Origin of the sequence: uncultured Bradyrhizobium sp. (assembly GCF_936943645.1) — a bacterium.
In the GTDB taxonomy this organism is placed as follows: Bacteria; Pseudomonadota; Alphaproteobacteria; order Rhizobiales; family Xanthobacteraceae; genus Bradyrhizobium.
On record NZ_CAKZJO010000056.1, the window covers coordinates 64,049 to 89,971 of the forward strand.

Genomic DNA, 25,923 nt, shown 5'->3' on the forward strand with positions numbered 1-25,923 from the left:
CGCCATGGAAGAGGTCAAGCACGAGCTCGTCATCGTCCGCCGCCGCAGTGCCTTCGCCGAGGAGGCGCATCACGGCGGCGTATGGAAGATCGCCTATGCGGACTTCATGACCGCGATGATGGCGTTCTTCCTGGTCATGTGGCTGCTCAACGCGCTCAACCAGGACCAGAAGCAAGTCGTTGCGAGCTATTTCAACCCGATCAAGCTGGCGGAGAATGCGCCGGCTCCGAAAGGTCTGAAGGATCTTTCCAAGAAGGAGCCGACGACGTTCGAAGGTCAGGACGGCAGGCGGCAGCCGGCCGGTCCGAGCGAGGAGCGACGCGGCGATTCCCCGACGGCCGAAAAGCCGCCCTTCTATGAAGAGAAGGTGCTGTTCCGCGATCCCTACGCAACGCTCGCCGAGATCGCGAGCAGCGCCAACCAGGCCTCGGGGCAGCGGCGCGCCGGCGCGCTGACGTCGGCCGAAGAGGACGGCCTCAAGGGTGGCGACGCCTATCGCGATCCGTTCGATCCCGGCTATTGGAAGCTGGCGCCGCAAGCCTCCAAGGACGCGGACCGCATGATCGAAAGCGAGCCCAAGCCGAATGCGGCCGCGCGCGACGCCGCGGCCGCCACAAATCCGGGCGAGCAGACGCGTCGTGCCAAGGCGGACGACGCCGGCGGAAGCGTGGCTTCGAACGCGGATGCATCGTCGGCGAACCTGTCGCCGCTGATGCCGCCGGCCGCCGCGCCGGCGCCATCGCCCCGCGAGGGCAGCGCCCAGGCGACTGCTCAGGCGAACGGCCAGGCGACGGCTCAAGCCAACGCCGCCGCGCAGGCACGTCCGAACGATGCGGCGAAGGAGAACGAGCCGCGCGATGCCGCGCAGACCCAGCAGCCGACCATCAAGCAGCTTCAATCCGCGATCGCGGAGGCGCTGTCGGACATCAAGGCGGGCGCAGGCCCGGCGGCCGAGGTGCGTCAGGTCGAGGAGGGGCTCCTGATCAGCCTGACCGACGATGCGAGCTTCGGCATGTTCGCGGTCGGCTCGGCCGAGCCGCGGCCCGAACTGATCCGCGTGATCGACAAGATCGGGCCGCTGCTGACGAAGCGTCAGGGCGCGATCATCGTCCGCGGCCATACCGACAACCGGCCATATCGCTCGGAGAACTACGACAATTGGCGGCTGTCGACCGCGCGTGCCCAGATGGCCTATTACATGCTGGTTCGCTCCGGCGTCGACGCGCAACGGATCGAGCATGTCGAGGGCTACGCCGACCGGCGTCCGAAGCTTCCGAACGATCCCGCGGCCGCGCAGAACCGCCGCATCGAGATCCTGATCCGCGAGAAGCGCCCTTGATCAGGCCGCTGCTCTGCGCCGCCCTGCTGCTGCTGCCGTTCACGGCGGGAGGCGCGCTTGCCCAGCCCGCGCGCCCGCCCGGCGAGCCGTATGAGCTCGTCCGCGCATTGCAGGCCGTGCAGGACGGCATTGCCAACGGCGACACCGCCGCTCATGGCAGCCACATCGCGCTGATCCGGCAGATCGGCGAGAAGTTTCTCGCCGCCGATCCCGCCGTGTGGAGCAATCCGCAGAACAGTCAGGCCGTCGTCATCTACCTGCTCAGCGGCGGCGCGCCGCAAATCGTCCGCAAACTGCCGCGCGACAAGATGGCCGTGGCCGAGCGTCTGTTCAACGGCGCGCTCGCTTATGTCGAGGGCCATCAGGAGGAAGCGCGGGAGCAGCTCAAGGACATCAAGCCGCGGACGCTGTCCTCCGGCCTCGGCGGACAGGTCGCGCTGGTCCAGGGTGCGTTGTTCGCGCGTACCGAGGCTTCGCTCGCGATCGAGCGCCTGGATGATGCGCGCCTGCTGCTGCCGGGCACGCTGGTGGAGGAAGCGGCGCTGCGCCGCGAGATCCTGCTGGTTGGGCAGGCGGAGGATTTCGAGAAGTTCGAGTTCCTGACGCTGGCCTATCTCCGCCACTACCGCAATTCGATCTATGCCGGCGATTTTTGGCAGCGCTTCTCCACCGGCCTGACGCAATCGAGCCTGGCGCTCGACGAACGCCGCTTCGCGCGGATCGCGGCCCTGCTGGAGCAGGTCGATCGGGCAAGCCGCCTCAAGCTCTATCTGGTGCTCGCGCGCGCCGCGATGGTGCGTGGACAGCTGGCCGTGACGCGGCTCGCCGGCGAACGGGCACTGACGCTCAGCGCTGATGCCTCGGCGGATCGCGAACGGGCGCATTTCTTCCGCGCCGCCGCGCGGGCACTCGCCGACGAATATGACGGCGGCCTCGCCGAGTTGAAGGCGGTCGACAAGTCGAAGCTGCCCGAGCGCGACGTGCCCCTGTTCAACGCCACGATGCAGCTCGCGCTCGATGTTCGCAAGCCGCTTCCGGGCGGATCCGCCATCGCGGCCGACAAGCCTCCGGTGACGCCGGCGCGCCTCGATCTGGCGTCATCAACCGCGACGCTCGCGCGCGCGCAAAAGCAGCTCCGCGAGCTCGAACTCTTCACAAGGGATCGCCGTCCATGACCAAGCTCACGGGAACCTCCGGACAGCATTTCTCGGGTCTTGCCGAGAGCCTCAACATGCGGGGAACGTCGCGCTCGGCCAAGGGCGCCGGCGGCAAGTCTCAGTCGAGCTCCTCGTTCAACGATCTGCTCCATACCGTCTCGAACCTCGCCAAGCAGGCCCTGAACGACGGCGGCAGCGAAACGACGGCAAAGCCCGGAACGTTGCGCACGCGTCTGGTCCACCCCGGCGAGGCGGAGAAGCCGAAAGCCGCGGTGGTGCAGGAGCGCGTCGCAGCGTCGGAGCACGCAAAGTCCAGCGACGGGCCGTCCGACAAGAAGACCGAGAAGCCGCTGGAGAAACAACGCCACGTCGATCATGCCGCCAAGGTGGACGTCGAGGCCCCATCGAATACTGCCGTGGTGATCGGACAGGAGATCGCCGCGGTTCCTGCCGTGAAGCCGCAGATCCAATTGCAGTCGACCGACAAGGACGCGCCCGTGCGCGAGGAACGGTCGTCCACGAAGCGCGAGGTTCAGGTCACGAAGGCGGTGGCCGCGACCGAAACCGCCCCATCCAACGATCCTCCGTCTGCCGCGCGCCCGCGTGCCGCGGCTTCGCAGGTGGCGACCGCGCCCCAATCCCTGCCTGCACGGGACGGTGAGCCGTCGGGCGCGATGCCCGCGACACCAGGTTTCGAGGCGGTCACGGCCAATGTCGAGCGCGCGGCCAAGGCCGCGGGGCGCGACGCGCTGCCCGAGACGACCAAGGTCACGGTGGTCCAGCAGGAGACCCATCTGCCTCCGGCGCAATTCAGCGCCCCGCAGCAGGTCGCCAACGCTGTGGTCGCCGAGCTGAAGGAGTCCGCAAGCCCTGCGGCCTCCGCCGCGCCCGATCTTACGGCGCCCCAGACCAATGCGCCGGATCAGCCGCTGAAGATCCTGACCATCAATCTCGAGCCGCCCGCGCTCGGCAACGTCACCGTGCGCCTTCGCCTCGTCGGCACCGAAGTGTCGATCCACCTTGCAGCCGAACGCAAGGACACCAGCCAGATGCTGGACCAGCAGCGCGATTCGATCCGCGATCTCATGCAATCGGCAGGCTACGTGGCCGACGTCGCGCCGGTGCAGCACGGTTCGCTGGATGGATTCCAGAGCGGTTCCGGCCAGTCACAGCCGCAGTTCTCGGGCCAGCAGCAGCCGTCGTCGCAGTCGCAAGGAACGTTCGGCGGCGCCGGCACCTCGTCGGGACAGTCCGACGGTGGCGCGAGGCAGGCAAGGCAGGAGCGCCAGTCCAATCAGGAGACGCGTCATGACCAGGAATTGGGTCAGCAGAATCGCCACGGCCCTGTTTATCTGTAACGCCGGCACCGCGGCGGCGGCGACCGACAGCACGCGCCCTTGCGAGCGCGAGATGGCGCGCGCGGCCCAGCAGCACGGGATTCCGCTCGGCATTCTCTATGCGGTCGGCCTCACCGAGACCGGCCGCCGCGGCGCGCTGCATCCTTACGCGCTCGGAACCGACGGCCAGACCGTGTTCGCCAAGGACCTCGACGACGCCATGGCGAATTTCGAGGCGATACGGGCTAAGGGGATCAAGCTGATCGATCTCGGCTGCATGCAGATCAACCACTATTTTCACGGCGACAAGTTCAGTTCGGTGCGGGCGATGTTCGATCCCGCCAGAAACGTCGACTATGCCGCGCGTTTCCTGAAAGAACTGAAGCAGCGCGAGGGCAGCTGGACCATGGCGGTCGCGCGCTACAATGCCGGCCCCAACAACCAGCCGGCGCAGAAGCGCTACGTCTGCCATATCGTCGCGCATCTCGTCTCCAGCGGCTTCGGCGCGTGGACCGACAAGGCGCGCTCGTTCTGCCAGCCGAAGGCAACATGACGCGATGAACTGAAGCAACGACCAATGGCACGACGACAAGTTGTGCATCGTCCCCAATCATCAGCCCCGCGCAAGCAAGAACCCCCATTGTAGCTGCAACCTACCAAAGGAGCCCCCTTCATGAGCCTGTATGGTGTTATGCGCACCGGCGTTTCCGGAATGAACGCGCAGTCCAACAAGCTGTCGACGGTCTCGGACAACATCGCCAACGTCAACACGACCGGCTACAAGCGGGCTTCCACCGAATTCTCCTCGCTGATCCTGAAGAGCGGCTCCGGTAATTACGATTCCGGCGCGGTCGAGACCACGGTCCGCTACGCCATCTCCGACCCCGGCAACTACCACTTCACGACCTCGGTGACGGATCTTGCGGTCCAGGGCAACGGCTTCTTCGTCGTGCAGGATGCGAACGGCAACAACTTCCTCACCCGCGCCGGCGCGTTCGTGCCCGATGATACGGGCAACCTCGTCAACACCGCCGGCTTCCAGCTGATGGGCTACAACATCGCCAACGGTGCCACGCCCACCGTCGCCGCCAACGGCTTCGGCGGTCTCCAGGTCATCAACGTCAACCAGATGGCGCTGCAGGCAGCGCCGTCCACCAAGGCGACCGTCGCCGCCAACCTCGATCCGAGCGCGACCGCGATCGCAGCCCCGGCAGGACCCGCCAACTACACCTCGAAGACGTCGATGGTGACCTACGACAACATCGGCAATGCTGTGACGCTCGACGTCTACGCCGCCAAGACGGGCGCAAACACCTGGGACATCCAGGTCTACAACGGCGCAACCGCGCTGACGACGGCAGGCCCCGCGACCACGTTCACCTTCGACGTCACCGCGACCGGCAAGGGCAAGCTCGCCGCGGCGAGCCCGACGTCGCTCTCGGTCGCGATCCCCGGCGGTTCGGCCGCCTTCAACATCGATATGTCGGCCATGACCCAGGTCGCCGCTGCCTTCGACTTCAAGGCGACGGTCGACGGCAACGCTCCGTCCGCGGTCGAGAAGGTGAATATCGACGACAAGGGCATCGTCACCGCCGTGCTCAAGAACGGCACCACGCTGCCGAGCTTCCAGATCGCGCTCGCCACCGTGCCGAGCCCGGATCACCTGACGCCCGAGGTCGGCAACGTCTACTCGCCCAACCTGGAGTCCGGAAACGTGCAGGTCGGTCTCGCCGGCCAGGGCGGTCTCGGCACCGTGAAATCCGGCGCACTGGAAGATTCCAACGTCGATCTCGCGGACGAGTTGACCTCGATGATCGAGGCCCAGCGCGGTTTCACCGCGAACTCGAAATCGTTCCAGACCGGCGCCGACCTGCTGGACGTCGTCGTCAACCTGAAGCGCTGAATATTTCAGCGCTCGTTTCGGGCAAGGGCACGTCATGTCCATTACCGCCGCTCTCAACTCTGCCCGCTCCTCGCTCATGGCGTCGGGCATCCAATCGGCGACGATCTCGCGCAACATCGCCGGGGCAAGCGCCCCCGGCTATTCGCGCAAGATCACCATGCTGGACAATTTTCCCGGCGCCGGTGTCTACGTCGCGGCGATCCAGCGTGCGGCCTCCTCCGGCCTCTACAGCAACGTCCTGGTCGCGACCTCGTCGTCCGCCAAGCAGAGCGTGATCTATGACGGTCTGCAGAAGATCGCGGCATCGACGGTGGACGATCCCGAGCTCGAACAGTCGCCCACCGCCCAGCTGAACAAGCTGAAACAGGCGCTGCAGCAATACGCCAACTCCACCGACAATGCGACCCTGGCACAAGCTGCCGTGACGTCCGCCAAGGACATGGTGACCGCGCTCAACCAGGCCACCAAGACCGTGCAGTCGGTCCGCGAGCAGGCCGACGTCGACATGACGACGTCGGTCACCAACATCAACCAGCTCCTCACCCAGTTCCAGACCGTCAACACCGCGATCGTGAAGGGCACGACCACCGGCGACGACGTCACCGACTATCTCGACCAGCGCGACAGCATCGTCTCGAAGCTGTCGCAGGAGCTCGGCGTCACCATGTCGCTGCGTCCCAACGGGGATGCGGCGCTCTATACCGACAGCGGCGTCGTGCTGTTCGACAAGACGGCCCGGCCGGTGAGTTTTACGCCGACCAACGCCTACACGGCCGGCACCACCGGCAATGCCGTCTTCATCGACGGCGTGCCCGTGACCGGTGCCAATTCCGTCATGCCGCTCAAATCCGGCAAGCTCGCCGGCCTTGCCCAGCTGCGCGACCAGGACACGGTGACGTATCAGAGCCAGCTCGACGAAGTCGCACGCGGCCTGATCGAGGCGTTCAAAGAGGTCGATCAATCGGGCGCCGCGCTGCCCGACGTGCCCGGCCTCTTCACCTATCCGGGTTCGCCCGCGATGCCCGCGAGCGCCACGATCTCGGTCGGTCTGGCCGGCACGATTTCGGTCGCCGCATCGGTCGACCCGGCCGCGGGCGGCAACCCAAATCTGCTGCGCGACGGCGCCATCAGCGGCAGCGCCGCCTACAATTACAACACGACCGGCAATGCGGGCTTCTCGACGCGGCTCCAGCAGCTGATCGACAACATGAACGCGCCGCAGCCGTTCGACGTCACGGCGCAGGGCAAGCCGAGCGGCAGCGTGATCGAGTTCGCCTCGTCCTCGGCGAGCTGGATCGAAAGCCATCGCAAGGCCGCCGACGACAACGTCCAGTACCAGAACACGCTGCTCGACCGCAGCACCGCGGCGCTGTCCAACGTCGCCGGCGTCAACATGGACGACGAGATGGCGTTGATGCTCCAGGTCGAGCGCACCTATTCGGCCTCGTCCAAGATCATTTCGACCGTCGACCAGATGTTGCAGAGCCTGCTGGCTGCCGTGGGGAATTAAGTCATGATGAGCGCCAACTACATCTCGACCCTGATGCTGTCGTCGTCGCTGAGGTCGTCGATCACGAACAACCAGAGCGCGCTGACCAAGGCCTCGAAGGAGGCGACCACCGGCCGCTTCGCCGATGTCGGCCTCGAGCTCGGCACGGGAACGGGCCGCGACGTGGCGCTGCGGGCCGATTTCAACTTCGCCGACCAGCTCGTCGACACCAACGAGCTGGTGTCGGGGCGCCTCGACGTGACCCAGAACCGGATCACCCAGCTCGGCACGACCGCCTCGGAGTTCCTCAAGAACCTGATCGCGGCCCGCGACGCCGACAGCGGCGCGAAGATCATCATGCCGAGCGCGTCCGCGAACCTGCAGGACCTGATCGGCGCGCTCAACGTCTCCTACAACGGCTCCTATCTGTTCGGCGGCATCAATACGCAGACCGTGCCGGTGGCGAACTACGTCGCGGGATCGACCAGCAAGAACCAGGTCGATGCAGACTTCCTCGCGACCTTCGGCTTCTCGCAGTCTGCGGCCGGCGTGAGCACGATCACGCCGGCGCAAATGCAGAATTTCCTCGACAATGTGCTCGATCCCGAATTCGCAAGCCCGGCCTGGAACACCAACTGGTCATCGGCCACGGACCAGACGCTGTCGAGCCGCATCTCCACGACCGAGGTCGTCGACAGCTCGGTCAGCGCCAACCAGCCAGGCTTCCGTAAACTGGCCGAGGCCTACACCATGCTCACGGATCTCGGCAACACCAGCCTGAGCAAGGACACGTTCCAGGTCGTCGTCGACAAGGCGATCGGTCTCGTCAGCGGCGCGATCAACGATCTCGCGGTGCTCGGCGGCACCGTCGGCTCGATCCAGCAACGGGTCACCGGCGCATCCGAGAAGCTGAAGATCCAGAAGGACATCCTCAACAACCAGATCGTCAAGCTGGAGGCGGTCGACCCGACCGAGGCCTCGGTCCGGGTCAACACCTTGCAGACCCAGATCAAGACGGCGCTCGCGCTGACCTCGCAGCTCCAGCAGATCAGCCTCATCAACTATCTCTAGGTCTGGTTCGTACCTTGTCCTGTTATTCGGTCTCCTGCGCAGAGTGGTTCTGATGACGTTTGAAGCCTATGAAGCGGTCGTCGACGAGAGTGGCTACGAGGCGCGGGGGCGCGAGCGGCAGGCGCTCAGCCTCGGCATCGACCGGCTCGAGCGGCTCCAGCGTGGGCGCTTCAGCCTCGAGGATCTGGTCGAGAGCCTGCTCTATGTGCGGCGGCTGTGGACGATCTTCATCGAAGATCTCTCGCACCCCGAGAATGGCCTGCCGGAAAAGCTGCGCGCCGACATCATCTCGATCGGCCTGTGGGTCGTCAAGGAAGCCGATCGTCTCCGCGAGGAAAGATCGAACGACGTGATCCAGCTCATCGAAATCAACCGCCTGATCCGAGACGCGCTTTAATGAAAGTCTCCTTGCGGGCTGGCGAACGGATCTACATCAACGGCGCGGTGCTGCGCGTGGACCGCAAGGTCTCCGTCGAGCTCGTCAACGACGTGATGTTCCTGCTCGAAGGGCAGGTCATGCAGGCCTCCGACGCCACGACGGCGCTGCGGCAGCTTTATTTCATCGTCCAGCTCATGCTGATGAACCCGACCGATATCCGCGACGCCGCTGCGCTGTACGCGCAGCACCATGCGGCCCTCTGTGCCGTGTGCGAGAGCCGCGAGATGCTGGACGGGCTTGGTGCGGTCGACGAACTGGTCCAGGCGACACGTTACTTCGAGGCGCTCAAGCGGATTCGGGCCCTGTTCCCCGTGGAGCAGGCGATCCTGGCCGGCGCGGCCACCATCACCCCCGTCGAGGCTGCCTGACAGCGGAGAGACAGATGAACGTCACCAGCGCAACCGATAGCACGAGCAAGTCGACCGATTCGACCGGATCCACCACGACGACGTCGAGCAACAGCGTCGACTACAACACGTTTCTTCAGCTCCTGATCGCCGAGATGAAGAACCAGGATCCGACCAATCCGATGGACACCTCGCAATATATGAGCCAGTTCGCCCAGCTCTCGACGGTCGAGCAGGCGATGCAGACCAATTCGAAGCTGGACGCGCTGCTGTCGTCGCAGTCCCTGTCGCAGGCCAACAGCCTGATCGGCAAGACCGTCAGCTTCACCGATTCCACCGGCGCCAGCTTCAGCGGCAAGGTCGTCTCGGTCGCCATCAACAGCGACGGCTCCATCGCGACCCTCCAGGACGGCACCAAGGTCGCGGTCGGACCCGGCCTCACGATCAGCCAGTCATGAACGAGCGCGACGCCCTCGATATTGTCCAGGCGGCGATCTGGACCATCATCGTCGCCTCCGGGCCTGCGGTCGGCGCCGCGATGCTGGTCGGCACGATGATCGCGCTGATCCAGGCCCTGACCCAGATCCAGGAGGTGACGCTGACCTTCGTTCCGAAGATCATCGTCATCCTGCTCGTCGTTGCCGTTTCCGGCTCCTTCATCGGCGCCCATCTCTCCACCTTCACCGAGATGGTCTATTCGCGGATCGAGCACGGCTTCTGATCCGGACGGTGATCCGCCACCATCCCCGCGTAAGCTTTGCACGGCAGATTAGGGGCGGACCCCTCTGCCGGTGACCCATGGCCGATACGTTAGCTGCTAGCCTGCCGACCCCCCGACGATTGGGGGCCGACGCCTTCTTCGCAGGCGGCATCGTGGCCATGCTCACGATCCTGTTCCTGCCGATCCCGCCGATCCTGATCGACCTCGGCCTCGCATTCTCGATCGCGCTGTCGGCGCTGATCCTGATGGTCGCGCTGTGGATCCAGCGGCCGCTCGACTTCTCGGCCTTCCCGACCGTGCTGCTGATCGCGACGATCCTGCGCCTGGCGCTGAACGTCGCGACTACCCGTCTGATCCTGTCGCGTGGCGGGGAGGGCGAACAGGCTGCCGGCCACGTCGTCGCCGGCTTCTCCAAATTCGTCATGGGCGGCGACTTCGTCATCGGCCTGATCATCTTCGCCATCCTGGTCACGGTGAACTTCGTCGTGATCACCAAGGGTGCGACGCGTATCGCCGAAGTGGGCGCTCGCTTCACCCTCGACGCCATCCCCGGCAAGCAGATGGCGATCGATGCCGATCTGTCGGCGGGCCTGATCGACGACAAGGAAGCCCAGCGCCGGCGCCGCGAGCTCGAAGAAGAAAGCGCGTTCTTCGGTGCCATGGACGGTGCCTCGAAATTCGTGCGCGGCGACGCCATCGCCGGCCTGATCATCACGGCGATCAACATTTTCGGCGGCATCATCATCGGCGTCACCCATCACGGGCTGACGCTGTCGCGCGCCGCCGACGTCTACACGAAGCTCTCCGTCGGCGACGGCCTGGTGTCGCAGATGCCGGCGCTGATCGTATCGCTGTCGGCGGGCCTGCTGGTCTCCAAAGGCGGCACCAGGGGCTCGGCGGAGCAGGCCGTGCTGCGGCAGCTCGGCGGCTATCCGCGCGCGGTGTCGGCCGCCGCGCTGATGATGTTCGTGCTCGCCCTGATGCCGGGGCTGCCGATGGCGCCCTTCGTTCTGCTCGGCGGCGTCATGGCCTTCGTCGGCTACTCGCTGCCGAAGCAGCAGGCGGCGCTGAAGCAGAAGGAGGACGCGCGCAAGGCCGACGAGCGCGCCCAGGCCGAGGCCAAGGAGTCCGTCAAGGAGCAGCTCAAGACCGCGGAGATCGAACTGGCGCTCGGCGGCCATCTTTCGGTCCATCTCCTGGGCTCGCGCACCGAGCTCGCCCACCGCGTCGCCAAGATCCGCAAGAAGTTCGCCAAGCAGTACGGCTTCGTCATTCCCGAGATCAAGCTCTCCGACAATCTGTCGATCGACCCCAAGGGCTACCAGATCCGCATCCACGACACCCGCGTCGCCCATGGCGAGCTCAGGCTCGGCGAGGTGCTCGTGCTGGTCGACAAGGACGGCAAGCCCGACGTGCCCGGCGAAGAGGTGATCGAGCCCGCCTTCGGCATGAAGGCATTGTGGGTGACGGAAGCCTTCACCGACGAAGTCAAGCGGCAGGGCTGCAAGCCGGTCGACAATCTGTCGGTGCTGCTTACGCATTTGAGCGAAGTGATCAGGGCGAACCTCGCCCAGCTGTTGTCCTACAAGGACATGCGCGCGCTGCTCGATCGGCTCGATCCCGAATACAAGCGTCTCGTCGAGGATCTCTGCCCGTCGCAGATCTCCTATTCGGGTCTGCTGGCGATCCTGAAGATCCTGCTGGCCGAGCGCGTCTCCATTCGCAACCTGCACCTCATCCTGGAGGCGATCGCCGAGATCGCGCCCCATGTGCGACGCTCCGAGCAGGTCGCCGAGCATGTACGCACGCGGCTTGCGCAGCAGATCTGCGGCGACCTCTCCGACAACGGCGTGCTCAACGTCATCAGGCTCGGCAACCGCTGGGACCTCGCGTTCCACCAGAGCCTGAAGCGCGACGCCAAGGGCGACGTCGTCGAGTTCGACGCCGATCCGCGCCTGATCGAGCAGTTCGCGACCGAAGCCAGCGCCGCGATCCGCAAGTTCACCGAGAACGGCACCAGCGTGGTGCTGGCGGTGACTCCCGAAGCACGCCCCTATGTCCGGATGATCCTGGAGCGGGTGTTCCCGACATTGCCGGTCCTGTCGCATGTCGAGGTCGCGCGCAGCGCCGAGATCAGGGCCCTCGGAGCCGTCTCGTGATCTCCGGCCTTGCGGACAGCGTGCTGGTGACGTTCATCGTGTTCTGCCGCATCGGCGCCTGCCTGATGCTGGTGCCCGGCTATTCCAGCGTCAACGTTCCGGCCCAGGTCCGCCTGTTCGTGGCGCTGGTCACGACGTTCGCGCTGGCGCCGATCCTGATCGCGGTCCTGAAGCCGCTCACGGACAACGCAGCCCCGCTGACGCTGGCGCTCCTGATCTGCTCCGAGCTTCTGGTCGGCAGCGTCATCGGGCTCGGTGGGCGCGTGTTCTTCCTCGCGCTCCAGACCATGGCGACCGTGATGGCGAGCGCGATCGGCCTCAGCAACATCCCGGGCACGCCGGTCGGCGACACCGATCCAGCGCCGGCCCTGGTGCCGCTGATCATGGCGGCCGTCACCACGCTGTTCTTCATGACCGACCAGCATTGGCAGGTCCTGCGCGGCTTGATGAACTCCTACGACGTCTGGCAGCCCGGCAGCAGGATCGGCGGCGGCATGGCGCTCGACCAGCTCGTCGGCCGCCTGTCGGAAGCGTTCGTGCTGACTCTGCGGATCACCAGCCCCTTCATCGTCTATTCCGTGATCGTCAATCTGGCGGTCGGCCTGATCAACAAGCTGACGCCGGCGATTCCGGTCTACTTCATCTCCGTGCCCTTCGTGCTGTTCGGCGGCTTCCTGTTGCTCTACCTCACCAGCGACGAGCTCTTGACGCAATTCATGCTCGGCGTCTCGTCGTGGCTGGCGGAGTGACCGGCATGACCTCGCGCGCGGACAAGCTCGGCCGGATGGTCTCGCTCGTGAAGCTCCAGCTCCGGCTGTCCGAATGGCAGCTCGCGCAGCTGCGGCAGCAGGAGAGAAGCCTGCAGGACGAGCAGGAATGGCTGGTAGGCGCCTTGAACGACGGCACGCCGCCGGCGGGCTCGTCGAGCGAATCGATCGCGCGGCGCTTGAACAGGACGAGCGTCGGCGCGCGCGCGGTTCAGGCGCAGGCCGCGCAGCAGCTCGACCAGGTTCGCAGCGAGAGCCGCCGCGTGAAGCAGCTCGAGGAGGTCGCGAAGGCGGCGCTGGCCGAGAAGCTTCGCGAGGCCGAGAAGCGCTCCCTCGAGGAAATGACGGGAATAAACCCTGCCGTGCGCGCCTGGATGCCGCCGCCAGCCAACCGGAACAAGCCATGATCGTGACAGCGACACCCGACCTCGTTCTCGACGTTCTCGAGGCCGCCGATCCCGTGACGCAGCGCGTGGCGACCGCGAAGCTCGATGCGCTGAAATCCTCCGGCGCCGACTTCGCCACCACGATGGATACGGAGGTCGGCAAGGCTGCGGCGGCGAGCGCCGAACAATCCGCGGCGAAAGTGTCAGAGGTGCAATCGGATGCGCTGAACGGCCCGCCGGTCCGGGTGATCAAGGCGCCGGCATCCGGCGAGGTGTACCGGAAGTTCGAGGCATTCATCCTCCAGACCTTCGTCGAGGCCATGCTGCCGAAGGATTCCGAGGAAGTGTTCGGCAAGGGCACGGCGGGCGGCGTCTGGAAGTCGATGCTGGCAGAGCAGCTTGGCAGCCAGCTGGCGAAGGGCAAGGGCATCGGCATCGCCGAGCGGCTCGCCGCCGCGCATCCGCCGGCACCGAACGCCGCAGGCAAGGCCGGATGACGATCCGAGGAATGGGTGACAGACGTTGAGGGGTGAATTTCCTATGCAGGCACAAGAAGGCGCGGCGGCCATGGTGATCGAGCAGCCGGTCACGGACACCGAATTGATGATGACGGAAGCTGTGGCAGACGATGCACTGCTGCCCGTGCTGCTGCCGATCGTGGGCACCGAGGCCGTGGTCGACGGCGCGGACGCGGCGAGATTGGACGAGGTGCGCGGTCTGCTGGCTGCAATCCGCCGGCTCGAGGGCATCGTCGAGGAGGAGACGGTTGCGCTCACCACGGGGCAGAAGATCGACTTCGACGATTTCAGCGCGCGCAAGAGCCGGAGCATGCTCGAATTCGTCCGCCTGATGCGGGCGCGGATGCATCTCGGCGGCGAAGTCGAGGTCACCGAGCAGATTCAGCGGTTGCGCGAGAAGCTCGAGCGCAATCGCTCGGTCCTCGAAATGCACTATGACGCGGTGCGCGAGGTCGCCGGCATCATCGTCAAGGCGATCAAGGAGGCCGAGTCGGACGGCACCTATACCGGTCGCGCAGCGCAGGACGGAAAATGATCAGACTGGTGCTGGCCGGGCTCTGGGTATGCATCCTCACCGCGGGCACGAGCTATGGGGTGGCCTATTGGAAGGAGAACGGCAGCCTTCTGCCGGCAAAGGACGAATATCTCGACGGGCTGCAATACCAGAAGACGCGGGCGCTGAGCGTGCCCATGGTCGAGAACGGCAACGTGCAGGGCTATATCGTGGCACGCTTCGTCTACACCGTGGAGGCGCGGACCATGCACCAGCTCAACGTGCCGCCGGAGCCGTTCGTCGTCGACGAGGCCTTCCGCAGGATCTATGCGGATGATCGCCTCGATTTCCGCAAGCTCGCCCGTTACGACCTCTCCATCCTGACCACGGCCATCAAGCAGCGCGTCAACGAGCGCATGCAAGCTGAAATCGTCCAGGACGTCCTCGTCGAGGACTTCAACTACGTCTCCAAGGACGAATTCCAGCAGAAGCCGTAGGCCAGCGACGGAATCGCACATAAGGCGTCGGATTAGGGCAAGTAGGACCCACAGCGTCATGGCCGGGCTTGTCCCGGCCATCCACGTCTTGCCACGCAGCACGTAGAACGTGGATGCCCGGGACAAGCCCGGGCATGACGACAACCAATACTCCAATGCAATGGCCCAGCCTGTGAGGGGAGGGAACGCACCGTCGTCGAAGTGCGAGCGGAGTTCATCGCATTGTGCGTCTGCTCCCCCAAACGTGCAACGGCCTCCGCGAAGCTGCGTCGCGGAGGCTGTTGTCGGTGTCGTGGCGGGGCTTGTCGCCTCAGTTTCCGGCCGGGTAAGCGGCCGGGACGGCGTGCGTCCTGTTCAGGAGGATGCCGACCTCGTCGAGCTCCTGCATCGGCTCGTCGATCGTGTCGCCGGCGGGGATGTCGAGGCGGTAGCCGACATAGCGCCGGGCCACGATCGCGTCGAAGCCGAGGCGGTCGCGGAGCTTCTTGCGCAGCTTGCTGACGTGGCTCTCGATCACGCTTTCGTCGAACGTGGACTCGAAGATACCGTAGACCGCGTTGAAGATCTGCGTCTTGGTGATCCACTTGCCGTGATTGCTGACCATATATTCGAGAATGCGCAGTTCGCGGCGGGGCAGGGTGAGGGCATGGCCCGCGATCTCGGGGTCCCGGCCATTGAAGAAGACCTGGATCCTGTTCTCGCAAGGCCTTGGCAGTTCGCCCACCCGGCGGCGCGCGATCGCGGCCGTTCGGGCGAGGATTTCGCGGAGGTGGATCGGCACGTGCACGACGTCGTCGACGCCCGACTCGAACAGCTCGAGCGTGTTCTTGAGCATCTTCTGGCCGCTCATGGCGATGATGGGAGCCGCGGAACGCTTGCGCATGGCCCGCGGCAGGCTTCCGCGGGCATCGCAATCCCCGAGGAGGAAGGCATCGACCGCTGCCAGATCCGACTCGCTCGCGGATTGCAGCCAGTCCCAGAATTCCCCGGAGGAGAATCCGATCGAGGATACGCCTTCGCGAACGAGCCCTCCGACGTAGCTGTTCGCGACGCTCTCGCGATCATCAACGATAATATACATCAGTCTTTCGCCCCTGTTTCGCACTTGTTGCGGCCGGTTGGTTGTTGTGATGCGCCGGCTCGGCAACGTGCTGTTTGACGACATTCCTTCCCGCGAACCGTTGTTATGGTTTCGATATTCGCGGGCAGCCCTACGCATTCAGTGCCTGCGTCTCGCAGGCCTGCTACTTCGACTCGGGTACTGAACGCTTACTGTGTGAGGCTCGGCGGGTGTCTTACGGATCACCTTGCGGAGCGAATTGAGAAACGACCTAGAACAGTTGCGCCAAATTGCTCATCGCGTTCGAACGCTACTGAAACTCTGTCGATCTCCTCGCCAACTGGCGAGAATCACTTGATAGGACCGTAACGATTGCCGATTTCCGATCAAGCGTGCGGAGAAAAGCGATTGCTATGTGTGTTTGATGCTGTTGATTCGTTTCAGGTTGTTTCTTGGTATATTCAATCGCATCAGTTGATTTGGAATCCGAACTAGTTTTGCACGGTGATGGGTCTAAAGTTCCGTATCCCCGTACAATTACAGCTATTTCGAGTGGTGCTGCAGTTCATGTAAACCAGGGGCTTTTCAACCCGGGATTGACTCCGATCCCGGCTTTTCCACATGCGACAATTCGACTCATGTGTGACGGCGAGACTCCAGCTTGGCGAAATCTTGGCGAGGGTGTGTCTTTCGAGTCGCACTCTCGCCACGTGCGTGACGCGATTGACGCGTGCGACGTCGCATCTTGCGCGACGAAGATCTTCAGGTGCGCACGTTTCGGGCAAGCTTCGACAAATAACGTCACCGTTCGACAGATCGAACCGAACGGAGCATTTTCACATGTTGTCCGATGGACAAGCTCGTCCCAACGCGACCGCTGATGTTTCCGCGACGGCAAAGCCGGCTGCTGAGCCGCGCGACATGAAGGACGATACGGCGCGCGCGACCAAGCCTGCGGCAAACGCAAAGCGTGTCTCGGCCGCAGCGAGCGACGAAGCTCTCGCGAAGGAAGCGCTCGAGGGACTGAAGCGTATCCGCGCCAAGGCGCGTCTCGACAAGATGGCGATCCCAAAGCCTCCGCAGACCGTGATGAAACCGGCCGTGATCGTGGCCAAGCCGCCGCCGCCGCGTCCGACCTGGGTTGCGCCGCTCGCGACATTGGCGGGCGCCGCCATCCTCGTGGTCTGTGCCTGCACCGGCGTGATCGCTTATCTCACCACCACGCAGCCCGCGCAAAACAACGTCGCGGCCAATACCGAGATCAGGATCCTGCGCGAGACCGTCGCACAACTGCGCAAGCAGGTGTCTGGCGTGTCGGAAAATCTTGACGGTCTGCGCACTGCGGTCGATCAGTCGAGCAAGGCGACCAATGACCGCTTCGGTCGCTTCGCCGAGAATTTGGACCGCATCGAGCGGGTGAGCTCGTCCTCGACGGCGAAGCTCGACAAGCTCGCCCAAGTGCAGGTTCAGGCGCCGGCGCCCGCGCCTGCAACGGTGCAATCGCAGCCGTCGTCGCAGCAGGGGGCGATGATGGCGTCGGTCGCGGCGCCCGAGTTCACGGGCTCGGTGGCGCCGTCCGAGCGCACCTCGGCACCGCGCAAGGTGATCAAGGGCTGGTCGGTCCGCCAGGCCTATGAGGGGATCGCGATCCTGCAGAGCCCGAACGGCGTCATCGAAGTCGTGCTCGGACAGCAGGTGCCCGGCCTCGGTCGCATCGAGGAGATCAGGAGCGAGAACGGGCGTCTGGTTGTCGAGACCAGCGGCGGCGGTGTCGTCTATTCGTCGCGCAAGGCGACGCCCTGAAGCGCGACTCGTCTGCTATTGGCGATGATGCTCGAAGCTGGTGCATAGCAGATCGACCTCGGGCTCCGCGATCGGCGAGCGAAACAGGCGACAGCTGAATTCGGCCGTTGCCTTGCTGTCCGTGCCGGTGCGCTCTTCCCGGAGAAAGATGCATCGCTTGCAAACGTCGGTGTGGTGGCGCTGCTCGGCCGCGTCCGACTGATCCAGCACGTGCCGGAACGTGTCGCGGAAGCGGATCTTGACCTCGTCGTCGAGTCCGGCAATCGCGTCGACGAGAACGTTGACGGGGTCGCGCACCAGGAACTTCTTTCCCTGCTGCGTCACGCTCAGCATCACCGAGCGCTTGTCCGTCGCCGAGCGCTTCCGCTCGATATAGCCGAGCCGCTCGAGCTCCCCGATGATGAACGAGGCGGTGCCGCGCGTGGTTCCGACGTAACTCGCGAGCGCCGAGGGCGTCCGGGAAAAGCGGTTGGCACGGGAGAGGAATCGCAGCGCCATCCACTCGCGGTCGCGCAAGCCGTGCTTGGTGCCTTCGAACCACAGGATGCGTGCGACCTGCTCCAACAATTCAATCGATTCACGAGCCAAATTCATTTCGGGTCCGGGGGCGGATAAAGTTTTATTCAATTGAGCCTTGGGTAGCGCAATCAGGGTTGGCGAGAATGAGGTCCTGCGGCGGCATCGTCCGTTGCCGGTCGTTCGCTTGAGGAAGAAGCTCTTTCTCGCCGGAGAAGGAACTTCCGGACGTGGAACTAGGGCGTCACAAAGAAAGTTCGAGTAAACCGCACGACTCAACTGATCTGAAAATTTCAGTCAAATGACGACGGCGAGCGCGCCAGTGACGGTGAGATGCGAGGCGTCAGCAACATGATGTGTCGTTGTGGGCACTGCAGTGCCCATTTGTTGCGGGTCAGCGTGTCGAATGCGCGACCACGCGCATCATCTGCCGCGAATGACAGCGTGATCAGCCGGAGGCAGAACCATTGTTCTGGGTTAATGGATGTTGCGATGCAACGCAGCTAGACGGTTAAGTCCGCGCATCAGCTTCAAGGGAAAGTCAAAGTGTCGATCGGAATCGGGCAAGCAACGGCGTTCAGGGGCGGACGTGCTGCGTGAGCAGTCACCGTCGGCAACATGCTCGGTTCTCGGGTCTCGCTGGCGGCGGTGGCCGGACTTGTCGCCATGAGCCTGATGCCGGAGATGGCGCCGGTGAAGCATCGGCAGGGAGTGGCATGAGGATAATTCTGCTCGCAGGCTGGTGATTTGCGTTTTTCCGGCAAGTATTGGCGAATGCCTCGCCGAAGGGAGAAGCCCCCATGCGCAGCAGGAAGGGATAGACTGATGAGTTTCGAAACCACCATGACGTCCGACGTCGTCGGGCTGACGAAAGTCGCCCCGGTCTCGCGCCGCGGATTCATGAGCGCCACGGCGGCCGTGGCTGCCGGTTACACGCTTGCGGCCGGCCCCGTGCGCGCCGAGCCGATCACGACCGACAGCAATGGTCTCCAGGTCGGTGATGCCAGGATCAAGGTCGGCTCCGAAGAGATGCCCGCCTATTTCGCCCGTCCTGCCGGCAACACCAAGGCGCCGGTGATCATCGTGGCGATGGAGATCTTCGGCCTGCACGAATACATCAAGGACGTGACGCGGCGCCTCGCCAAGCTCGGCGCGTTCGCGATCGCGCCCGACTACTACTTCCGCAAGGGCGTCGACCTCACCAAGATCACCGACATCAAGGATCTGCTGCCGATCGTCAACGCCAAGCCGGACGCCGAGCTGCTGTCCGATCTCGACGCCGTGGTGGCCTGGGCGGGATCGCAGGGCGGCGACACCGCCAGGCTCGGCATCATCGGCTTCTGCCGCGGCGGTCGCACGGTCTGGGAATATGCCGCCCACAGCAGCAGCCTCAAGGCCGGCGTTGCCTTCTACGGTACGGTGGTCGATCCTGCCAATCCGCTTTGGCCGAAGAGCCCGATGCAGCTCGCGCCCGAGATGAAGGCGCCGGTGCTCGGCCTCTACGGTGGTGCTGATACCGGCATTCCCGTCGCCCAGGTCGAGCAGATGAAAGCCGCGCTGGCGGAAAACAAGAAGACGGCCGAATTCAAGATCTATCCCGACGCGCCACACGGCTTCCACGCCGACTACCGCGGCAGCTATCGCAAGGATGCGGCGGAGGACGCCTGGAAGCAGGCCGAGGCCTGGTTTAGGAAATACGGCGTCCTGGGCTGACCCTGGGCTGGCGCCGGGTCAAAACAGCAGGGCGGCCCAGGCGGCCGCCCTTCTTCCTGTCAGCGCAGCGTTATCACTTCGTCATCGCGCCATAGACGATGTCCTGCACCTGCTCGCGATAGTACTTCCTGAGCTCGCCGGGCGCGGCCGTTCCCACGACGACAACGAGACGCTCCTTGGGATCGCAGAGGAACTGCGTGCCGTAGGCACCGTTCCAGGTGAACTCGCCGGGATTGCCGGGGACCGACGACAGGCCCTCGCTGGTGCGGACTGCGACGGAGAGGCCGAAGCCGAATCCGGCGCGATGCGGCTCGATGTTCGCCACGTTGTTCTTGATCTCGGGGCCGAGATGGTTGGCCGTCATGTGGTGCACGGTCTTGGGCGAGAGGATGCGCTGGCCGTCGAGCTCGCCGCCGTTGAGCAGCATCTGGCCGAAGCGGACGTAGTCGCCGATTGTCGCAAACGAGCAGGCGCCGCCGCAATCGAATTTGGTCGGCGTGTCCAGGAGCTTGATGGCCTGCGGCTTGCCGGTCAGCGGATCGTTGGCAAAGGGGCGGGCGAGTCGGGGGCGCTGCGCGTCGGTCGGGTGGAAGGTCGCGTCCTTCATGCCGAGCGGCTGCCAGACATTGGTGGCGAGATAGTCGCCGAGCCTCTGCTCGCTCACCTTCTCGACGACCGCGCCGAGCACGTCGATTGAGAAGCCGTATTCGAACTCGGTCGAGGGTTGATGCGCCAGCGGCAGCTTTGTGATGCGATCGATGAAGGCCTGGGTGTCCCCTTCGATCGCGGGCGCGATACCACTGGGATACTGCCGAGCCACCGGGCTCGACGAGTCCGGCCGGCCGCCATACATCAATCCCGAGGTGTGCCGATAGAGATCGTGGATGAAGATCGGCGAGGCCTGCGGCTCGAGCTTGAGCGAGCCATCGGCCTGGGTCACGCCGACCTTCATGTCGGCAAAGCCGGGATAGTAATTGGACAGCTTGGCCTGGAGCGGCAGCCGGCCCTGCTCCATCAGCGTCAGGCCCGCAACCGCCGCCATCGGCTTGGTCATCGAGGCCAGTGCGAAGATCGCGTCGATGGGCATCGGCGTGCCCTTGTCCGGGTCGAGCAGGCCATAGGCCTTGTAGTGCACCAGCTTGCCGTCGCGCGCGATGGCGATGACCGCGCCGGGGACGCGCTTGGCGGCGATCTCGCGCGCGAAGAAATCATCGAGGCGGGTGAGTCCCTGCCGGGAGAAGCCGACATCGTCGGGGCTGGCTTCGGGCAGTGGTGCGGCGCGCGCTGCACCGAGCGTGATGATTGCAGCCGTCGCGATCAGGGCGATCGTCTTGTTCATGGCGTCCTCCCAAGGGCGCGGGCTCGTTATGCGAGTGGCCCGCTCGGTGCCCAGCTCACGTCGCCACCGGCGCGAAGTCAAGCGCGGGCGGAGGCATGTCTGGGGCGCGCCGGAGGATGTCGGAACCTTATCGTCCTTCGCCCGCGCGCCACAGCGCGTCGAGGCCGTGCCGATAGGTCGGATGGACAAGCGTGATGCCAAGCTCGCGCTTCAGTTTCGCGTTGGAGACGCGGGCGCTGCTGGCATAGAAGCTCCGCGCCATCGCCGACATCTCGGCGGTCGCGAAATCTTCTTCGGGCGGCGGTGCAACGCCCATCAGCGTCGCCGCATAGGCGATCACGTCCTGCGGCGGAGTCGGCTCGTCGTCGCAGACGTTCCAGGTGCCGCCGCTTCCGTGATGAATCGCGGCCTTGATCGCGGTTGCGATGTCGTCGACATGGATGCGGTTGAAGACCTGGCCGGGCTTGACGATGCGGCGGGCCGTTCCCGCGCGCAGCGTCGTCAGCGCATTGCGGCCGGGACCGTAGATGCCGGCGAGGCGCAGGATCGCCGCATCGCCCTGCGCAATGTCCAGCCAGACCTGCTCGGCGGCGACCCGCATGCGGGCACGGTCGAGCGTCGACTGCGGTGGCGTGGTCTCGTCGACCCAGCCGCCGCCGTGATCGCCGTAGACGCCGATGGTGGAGAGATAGACGATCTTGCGGCGGCCGGCTGTCAGCATGTCGCCAAACGCCGTGATGGCGGGATCGCCGGCCGGGCCGGGCGGGATCGACACCAGAAGCACATCGGCGTTGCGGACCAGTTCGGCCGTCTCATGCGACGGACTGCCGGAAAAGGCGTGCACTTCGATGCCGGCGAGGTCGTCCCGCTCTGTGGGATCGCGCACCGTGCCTGCGACATGGGAGAAGCTGCCGCCGAACCGGCGGACGAAGTGTCGGACGCTGTAGCCGAGGCCGAGGATGAAGAGCCGCATGCGTCTCCCGTGCCGACAAAGGTTCCCGCGCGGGCTGCGCGTCCTTCGCTCATAAGAGATTTTTGGGTCCGGCAAAAGATATTGCGATTTGTCTCGGCTCATGCCCCAGGCGATGGTCGACCGTCACAGGGAGGCACCGATCATGCAGGCAGAAGCGCTCGCTTTCGCACCGGCGGATGAGCTGATCCGGCGCGCGGCCGCGCTGATCTTCGACGTCGACGGCACCCTGGCCGAGACCGAGGAGCTGCATCGGCAGGCCTTCAACCATGCCTTCGTCTGCCAGGGTCTCGACTGGCAGTGGGACCGCACGACCTACAAGGACCTGCTGCGGGTGACCGGCGGCAAGGAGCGCATGCGCTCCTACCACGCCCGGCTGAAGGTCGGCCCGCCACTGTCGGATGCGGATGTCGCGGAGCTTCACCGTATCAAGACCGCGCATTATGCCGAGCTGGTCGAGACCGGCTGCTGTTCGTTGCGGCCGGGCGTGATCGAGCTGCTCGCCGCGGCCAAGGCGCGCGGCCAGCGGCTCGCCATCGCGACCACGACCTCGCACGGCAACATCGATGCGCTGCTGTCGCAGGCGCTGGGCGCGAACTGGACCGCGGCGTTCGATGCGATCGTCGCCGGTGACGACGTCCGGCACAAGAAGCCGGCGCCGGACGTCTATCTCGAAACGCTGGCGCGGCTGAAGCTGGGTGCGGCCGAGTGCGTGGCCATCGAGGATTCCGCCAACGGGCTGATCTCAGCGTCGCGCGCCGGCATTCCGGTCCTGATCACCCGGAGCATGTTTTTCCGTGACGAGGATTTCAGCGCGGCGCGCTGTGTGCTGGACGACCTGTCGGAACTGGCCGCCAAACCAAAAAAATGAAAAACAACCCCATGCACAGTAGGTCACGGCGGCGTGAGCGCCACGGTCAGTGCACCCGGTGGCTCGTTCTATCGTCTTCAGCCTGCTCGACAATCTGCGCAATCGGGCTCGACTGGTGATGCACCAGAAGCCACTCGTCACCTTCGCGGCGGAAATGGTTGGCCGCGGCCAGGGCGGTGCCGTCGACGATCTCGATGCAGAGCACGCGGGCGCTGTCGCCGTCGACGATAACCTGCGGCTCGGCGCAGACGATCTGCGGTCTTTCGGGATTTTGCAGGATGTCGCGCCAGCTTCCGATCACGGTGGCGCGGCCGATGATTGCCGGCCAGCCGGGATGGATGCAGGAAATGGCGTCGTCGTCCGCCCACATCCGTTCCATGCCGGCGAAGTCGCCGGCCGAAAAGGCGGCGTAGAAGGCCGCGTTGGCGGCGATGAGCTTGTTGCCCTTTGTCATGCTTTTCCGGTGCGGCAAGGACAGGCAAAAAGCAAGCGCGACTTCCGTTCGGCCTGGTGTCCGATCTGGAACGCAGTGCAGCATTGCCCGGTCAGGCCGTGACCAGCGTCTCCACGGCCCGCCGCGCCCCATCCTTGTAAAGTCGGCCGAGCGCCGCCGTCACGGCCTCGCGCAGCCGCGGCTCGGCACCCAGCGGCCCGAACACTTTTTCGACCCCAAGCAGCGCCGGCGCGAGCCGCTCGGCGATGGGGCCAGCCTCGCGCGCCAGCGCAGCGAACTCGCCGGCAAGGGGATCGCGCACATCGATGGCGCGGCCCTGTTCGTCGGTCCCGGTGACGTAGCGCATCCAGCCGGCGACCGCGAGGGCATGCGTTGCGATTGGCAGGTTCCTGGCGAGGCGATCCTGCATCGCGCCGAGCAGTCGCTGCGGCAGCTTCTGCGAACCGTCCATCGCGATCTGCCAGGTGCGGTGATGCAGCGCCGGGTTGGAAAAGCGCTTGAGCAGCGAGGCGCGATAGGCGGCAAGGTCGGTGCCGGCAGGCATCGTCAGCGTGACCGCGGCGTCCTCCATCACCCGCGCGGCGAGAGGGGCGAAATGCGGGTCCTGCATGGTGTCCGCGATGGTCTCATAGCCTGCGAGATAGCCGAGATAGGCCAGCGCCGAATGGCTGGCATTGAGCAGCCGCAGCTTCATCAGCTCGAACGGCTTGACGTCACTGACGAGCTCGACACCGGCGGCGGCAAGGTCGGGCCGGCCTGCAGTGAAGCGATCCTCGACCACCCATTGCGTGAACGGCTCGGTCATGACAGGCCAGGCGTCGCGCATGCCCAGTGCGTTCGCGACCGCGTCCCGATCGGCATCCGTCGTTTCAGGCACGATGCGGTCGACCATGGTCGAGGGGAAAGCGGCATTGTCCGCGATCCACTTGCCGAGATCCTTGGAGCGGAGCGCCGCGAACTGCGTCACGATGCGCTGCACCGTGTGGCCGTTGGCGGCGAGATTGTCGCAGCACAGCACGGTGAAGGGCAGGGCGCCCAGCGCGCGCCGGCGCGCCAGCGCGGCGACGATGAAGCCGGGTGCCGAACGCGGCGCGTCGAAATTGTTCAGATCATGCACGATATCGGGATGCCGCTCGTCGAGGTCGCCGGTCTGCGGCGTGTGGCAATAGCCCTTCTCGGTGACGGTCAGCGAGACGATGCGGGTGGTGGGATCAGCCATCCGCTCGACCAGCGCCGCCGGCTTCTCGCGCGCGACGACGCTGTCGAGCAGCGCGCCGATCACGCGGTGCTCGGTGCCTTCGGCGGCGCGCACGGCGACCGTGTAGAGATGATCCTGCGGGGCGAGGGCATCGCGCGTGTCCGGGCTGCGCAGGCTGGCGCCGATGATGCCCCAGGACGAACTGCCGCCAGCAAGGCAATCGTCGATGACGACGGCCTGATGCGCGCGATGAAATGCGCCGAGGCCGAGATGCACGATGCCGGGTGTGAGGCGCGAACGGTCATAGGCCGGGCGGCGGACGCGAGGTGCCAGCCGGTCGAGATTGGCGCTGCCAAGACGCACGGAACCTGGGCGCATGGACGTCTCCCCTTTGCTTTGCGGCTGCTTGACATGGCGCCCTGATCAGGTCAATGCTTCGGTCAATTGGTAAGACCAATTTGCCAAAATTGGCGGGCCGCGGGCCGTTCAAGCCCCGCGCGACCCTCTCGGGAGGACCAGCGTGCCGCTGGAAGCTGTGGAGGCGAGACGGCTTTATCGCCAGGTCGCCGATCAATTGCGAAGCCTGATCGACAGCGGCGAGTACGCGGTCGGCAGCCGCTTGCCGACCGAGCGCGAGCTCGCCGAGCAGCTCAAGGTGTCCAGGCCGACCGTGCGCGAAGCTTTGATCGCGCTCGAGGTCGAGGGCCGGCTGCGCATCCGCGTCGGCTCCGGCATCTATGTGATCGAGCCCGCCGCAATCGCCGCGCCCGCAGCCGCCGCCGTCATCGAGGGGCCGTTCGAGCTGCTGCGCGCCCGCGAATTCCTGGAAAGCGCCATCGCCGAGCAGGCCGCGCGCGTCGCGACCAGGGACGACATCGCCCGCATCGACGCCTCGCTGATCGCGATGGAGAAAGTCGAGCATCCCGGCGAAGCCTCGATGGTGCACGATCGCGCCTTCCACGTCGCGATCGCCGGCAGTCTCGGCAATGCCGTCCTGGTGCGCGTGGTCGGTGAGCTGTTCGACCAGCGCCTCAATCCCTATTTCACGCAGCTCGCGCATTATTTCGAGAGCCCGGGCACCTGGCGCACCGCGCTCGACGAGCACCGCGCCGTGCGCGAGGCGATCGCGGCGCATGACCCCGACGCCGCGCGCGAGGCGATGCGCACTCATCTGGCGCGATCGCAGGAGCGTTTCGCGCAGAATTTCGGCGCCGAGAAAGCGGCAGGGCCGGCTTCGGGGCGAAGCCGGGCGGCGCGATCACCGGCAAAACCTAAACCTGTGCCGAAGAAAAAGCGCACGACGGGCGGCCGCGCCCGGCGATGAAATTGGGCGGCCCGGATCCAGGTCGGAGGCGGGCGAACAAGAAGCAGACTTG

General features: G+C 65.3%; 27 protein-coding genes. 21 read left to right on the forward strand and 6 right to left on the reverse strand.

Annotated features, from left to right (window positions below):
• Positions 1-4 precede the first annotated feature (4 nt).
• From Q0743_RS15555 to Q0743_RS15635, 17 genes are all read left to right on the forward strand, one after another.
• Complete coding sequence (locus Q0743_RS15555; RefSeq protein WP_298242396.1) at positions 5-1,339, forward strand: MotB family protein; 1,335 nt, start codon at positions 5-7, stop codon at positions 1,337-1,339.
• Complete coding sequence (locus tag Q0743_RS15560; protein ID WP_298242397.1) at positions 1,336-2,514, forward strand: chemotaxis protein; 1,179 nt, start codon at positions 1,336-1,338, stop codon at positions 2,512-2,514. Before Q0743_RS15555 ends, Q0743_RS15560 begins: the two co-directional genes overlap by 4 nt.
• A complete protein-coding gene (locus Q0743_RS15565; protein ID WP_298242398.1) occupies positions 2,511-3,854 on the forward strand; it encodes a flagellar hook-length control protein FliK in 1,344 nt (447 codons plus the stop codon). The genes Q0743_RS15560 and Q0743_RS15565 overlap by 4 nt, the downstream gene beginning before the upstream one ends.
• Entirely contained in the window at positions 3,805-4,386 is a 582-nt protein-coding gene (locus Q0743_RS15570; protein WP_298242399.1) for a transglycosylase SLT domain-containing protein, read from the forward strand. Before Q0743_RS15565 ends, Q0743_RS15570 begins: the two co-directional genes overlap by 50 nt.
• 120 nt (positions 4,387-4,506) lie before the next feature.
• Positions 4,507-5,736: a flagellar hook protein FlgE gene (locus Q0743_RS15575; protein ID WP_298242400.1), complete on the forward strand. Its 1,230-nt coding sequence runs from the start codon at positions 4,507-4,509 to the stop codon at positions 5,734-5,736.
• Between the two features lie 34 nt (positions 5,737-5,770).
• Positions 5,771-7,246: a flagellar hook-associated protein FlgK gene (flgK, locus tag Q0743_RS15580; protein ID WP_298242401.1), complete on the forward strand. Its 1,476-nt coding sequence runs from the start codon at positions 5,771-5,773 to the stop codon at positions 7,244-7,246.
• A gap of 3 nt (positions 7,247-7,249) precedes the next feature.
• A complete protein-coding gene (locus Q0743_RS15585) occupies positions 7,250-8,296 on the forward strand; it encodes a flagellar hook-associated family protein (protein WP_298242402.1) in 1,047 nt (348 codons plus the stop codon).
• Positions 8,297-8,348: 52 nt separating this feature from the next.
• Complete coding sequence (gene flaF, locus Q0743_RS15590; RefSeq protein WP_198963990.1) at positions 8,349-8,693, forward strand: flagellar biosynthesis regulator FlaF; 345 nt, start codon at positions 8,349-8,351, stop codon at positions 8,691-8,693.
• Positions 8,693-9,103 (forward strand): flagellar biosynthesis repressor FlbT, encoded by a 411-nt coding sequence (gene flbT / locus Q0743_RS15595; protein ID WP_298242403.1) that lies wholly within the window; start codon positions 8,693-8,695, stop codon positions 9,101-9,103. Before flaF ends, flbT begins: the two co-directional genes overlap by 1 nt.
• Before the next feature lie 14 nt (positions 9,104-9,117).
• Positions 9,118-9,540 carry a flagellar hook assembly protein FlgD gene (gene flgD / locus Q0743_RS15600; protein ID WP_298242404.1) on the forward strand — a complete coding sequence of 141 codons (423 nt, stop codon included), beginning with the start codon at positions 9,118-9,120 and terminating at the stop codon, positions 9,538-9,540.
• Positions 9,537-9,803, forward strand: coding sequence for a flagellar biosynthesis protein FliQ (fliQ, locus tag Q0743_RS15605; RefSeq protein WP_298242405.1), 267 nt, complete (start codon positions 9,537-9,539; stop codon positions 9,801-9,803). Before flgD ends, fliQ begins: the two co-directional genes overlap by 4 nt.
• Positions 9,804-9,880: 77 nt before the next feature.
• The gene (gene flhA / locus Q0743_RS15610) at positions 9,881-11,962 is read left to right on the forward strand and encodes a flagellar biosynthesis protein FlhA (protein WP_298242406.1); all 2,082 of its coding nucleotides are present in this window, start codon (positions 9,881-9,883) and stop codon (positions 11,960-11,962) included.
• Positions 11,959-12,711 carry a flagellar biosynthesis protein FliR gene (gene fliR / locus Q0743_RS15615; RefSeq protein ID WP_298242407.1) on the forward strand — a complete coding sequence of 251 codons (753 nt, stop codon included), beginning with the start codon at positions 11,959-11,961 and terminating at the stop codon, positions 12,709-12,711. Before flhA ends, fliR begins: the two co-directional genes overlap by 4 nt.
• A gap of 5 nt (positions 12,712-12,716) precedes the next feature.
• Entirely contained in the window at positions 12,717-13,136 is a 420-nt protein-coding gene (locus Q0743_RS15620; protein ID WP_298242408.1) for a hypothetical protein, read from the forward strand.
• Positions 13,133-13,612 (forward strand): rod-binding protein, encoded by a 480-nt coding sequence (locus tag Q0743_RS15625; RefSeq protein ID WP_298242409.1) that lies wholly within the window; start codon positions 13,133-13,135, stop codon positions 13,610-13,612. Before Q0743_RS15620 ends, Q0743_RS15625 begins: the two co-directional genes overlap by 4 nt.
• 43 nt (positions 13,613-13,655) lie before the next feature.
• Positions 13,656-14,168 (forward strand): flagellar biosynthesis protein FlgN, encoded by a 513-nt coding sequence (locus tag Q0743_RS15630; protein ID WP_298242410.1) that lies wholly within the window; start codon positions 13,656-13,658, stop codon positions 14,166-14,168.
• Positions 14,165-14,623 (forward strand): hypothetical protein, encoded by a 459-nt coding sequence (locus tag Q0743_RS15635; protein WP_298242411.1) that lies wholly within the window; start codon positions 14,165-14,167, stop codon positions 14,621-14,623. The genes Q0743_RS15630 and Q0743_RS15635 overlap by 4 nt, the downstream gene beginning before the upstream one ends.
• A gap of 310 nt (positions 14,624-14,933) precedes the next feature.
• Here the strand turns inward: Q0743_RS15635 and Q0743_RS15640 are convergent, their stop codons facing one another.
• The gene (locus Q0743_RS15640) at positions 14,934-15,704 is read right to left on the reverse strand and encodes a response regulator transcription factor (protein WP_198964009.1); all 771 of its coding nucleotides are present in this window, start codon (positions 15,702-15,704) and stop codon (positions 14,934-14,936) included.
• 819 nt (positions 15,705-16,523) lie between these two features.
• On the opposite strand from Q0743_RS15640, the gene Q0743_RS15645 reads away from it, so the two are divergent.
• Entirely contained in the window at positions 16,524-17,486 is a 963-nt protein-coding gene (locus Q0743_RS15645) for a hypothetical protein (RefSeq protein ID WP_298242412.1), read from the forward strand.
• A 15-nt stretch (positions 17,487-17,501) separates the two neighbouring features.
• Here Q0743_RS15645 and Q0743_RS15650 read toward each other — a convergent pair whose 3' ends face one another.
• A complete protein-coding gene (locus tag Q0743_RS15650; RefSeq protein WP_367184920.1) occupies positions 17,502-18,080 on the reverse strand; it encodes a MarR family winged helix-turn-helix transcriptional regulator in 579 nt (192 codons plus the stop codon).
• A 747-nt stretch (positions 18,081-18,827) separates the two neighbouring features.
• Between Q0743_RS15650 and Q0743_RS15655 the strand changes: the two genes are divergently transcribed.
• Positions 18,828-19,715, forward strand: coding sequence for a dienelactone hydrolase family protein (locus tag Q0743_RS15655; protein WP_298242414.1), 888 nt, complete (start codon positions 18,828-18,830; stop codon positions 19,713-19,715).
• Positions 19,716-19,788: 73 nt separating this feature from the next.
• On the opposite strand, the gene Q0743_RS15660 is transcribed toward Q0743_RS15655, so the two are convergent.
• Together Q0743_RS15660 and Q0743_RS15665 are read right to left on the reverse strand one after the other, a co-directional pair.
• Entirely contained in the window at positions 19,789-21,054 is a 1,266-nt protein-coding gene (locus Q0743_RS15660; RefSeq protein WP_298242415.1) for a serine hydrolase, read from the reverse strand.
• A 127-nt stretch (positions 21,055-21,181) separates the two neighbouring features.
• Positions 21,182-22,027 (reverse strand): SDR family oxidoreductase, encoded by an 846-nt coding sequence (locus Q0743_RS15665; protein WP_298242416.1) that lies wholly within the window; start codon positions 22,025-22,027, stop codon positions 21,182-21,184.
• A 142-nt stretch (positions 22,028-22,169) separates the two neighbouring features.
• Between Q0743_RS15665 and Q0743_RS15670 the strand changes: the two genes are divergently transcribed.
• Positions 22,170-22,895 (forward strand): HAD family hydrolase, encoded by a 726-nt coding sequence (locus Q0743_RS15670; protein ID WP_298242417.1) that lies wholly within the window; start codon positions 22,170-22,172, stop codon positions 22,893-22,895.
• Positions 22,896-22,941: 46 nt separating this feature from the next.
• Here the strand turns inward: Q0743_RS15670 and Q0743_RS15675 are convergent, their stop codons facing one another.
• On the reverse strand, positions 22,942-23,349 hold the full coding sequence (locus Q0743_RS15675) for a nuclear transport factor 2 family protein (RefSeq protein WP_298242547.1): 408 nt from the start codon (positions 23,347-23,349) through the stop codon (positions 22,942-22,944).
• A 91-nt stretch (positions 23,350-23,440) separates the two neighbouring features.
• Positions 23,441-24,925 carry a mannitol dehydrogenase family protein gene (locus Q0743_RS15680; protein WP_298242418.1) on the reverse strand — a complete coding sequence of 495 codons (1,485 nt, stop codon included), beginning with the start codon at positions 24,923-24,925 and terminating at the stop codon, positions 23,441-23,443.
• Positions 24,926-25,067: 142 nt separating this feature from the next.
• On the opposite strand from Q0743_RS15680, the gene Q0743_RS15685 reads away from it, so the two are divergent.
• Positions 25,068-25,871: a FadR/GntR family transcriptional regulator gene (locus tag Q0743_RS15685; protein WP_298242419.1), complete on the forward strand. Its 804-nt coding sequence runs from the start codon at positions 25,068-25,070 to the stop codon at positions 25,869-25,871.
• Positions 25,872-25,923 lie beyond the last annotated feature (52 nt).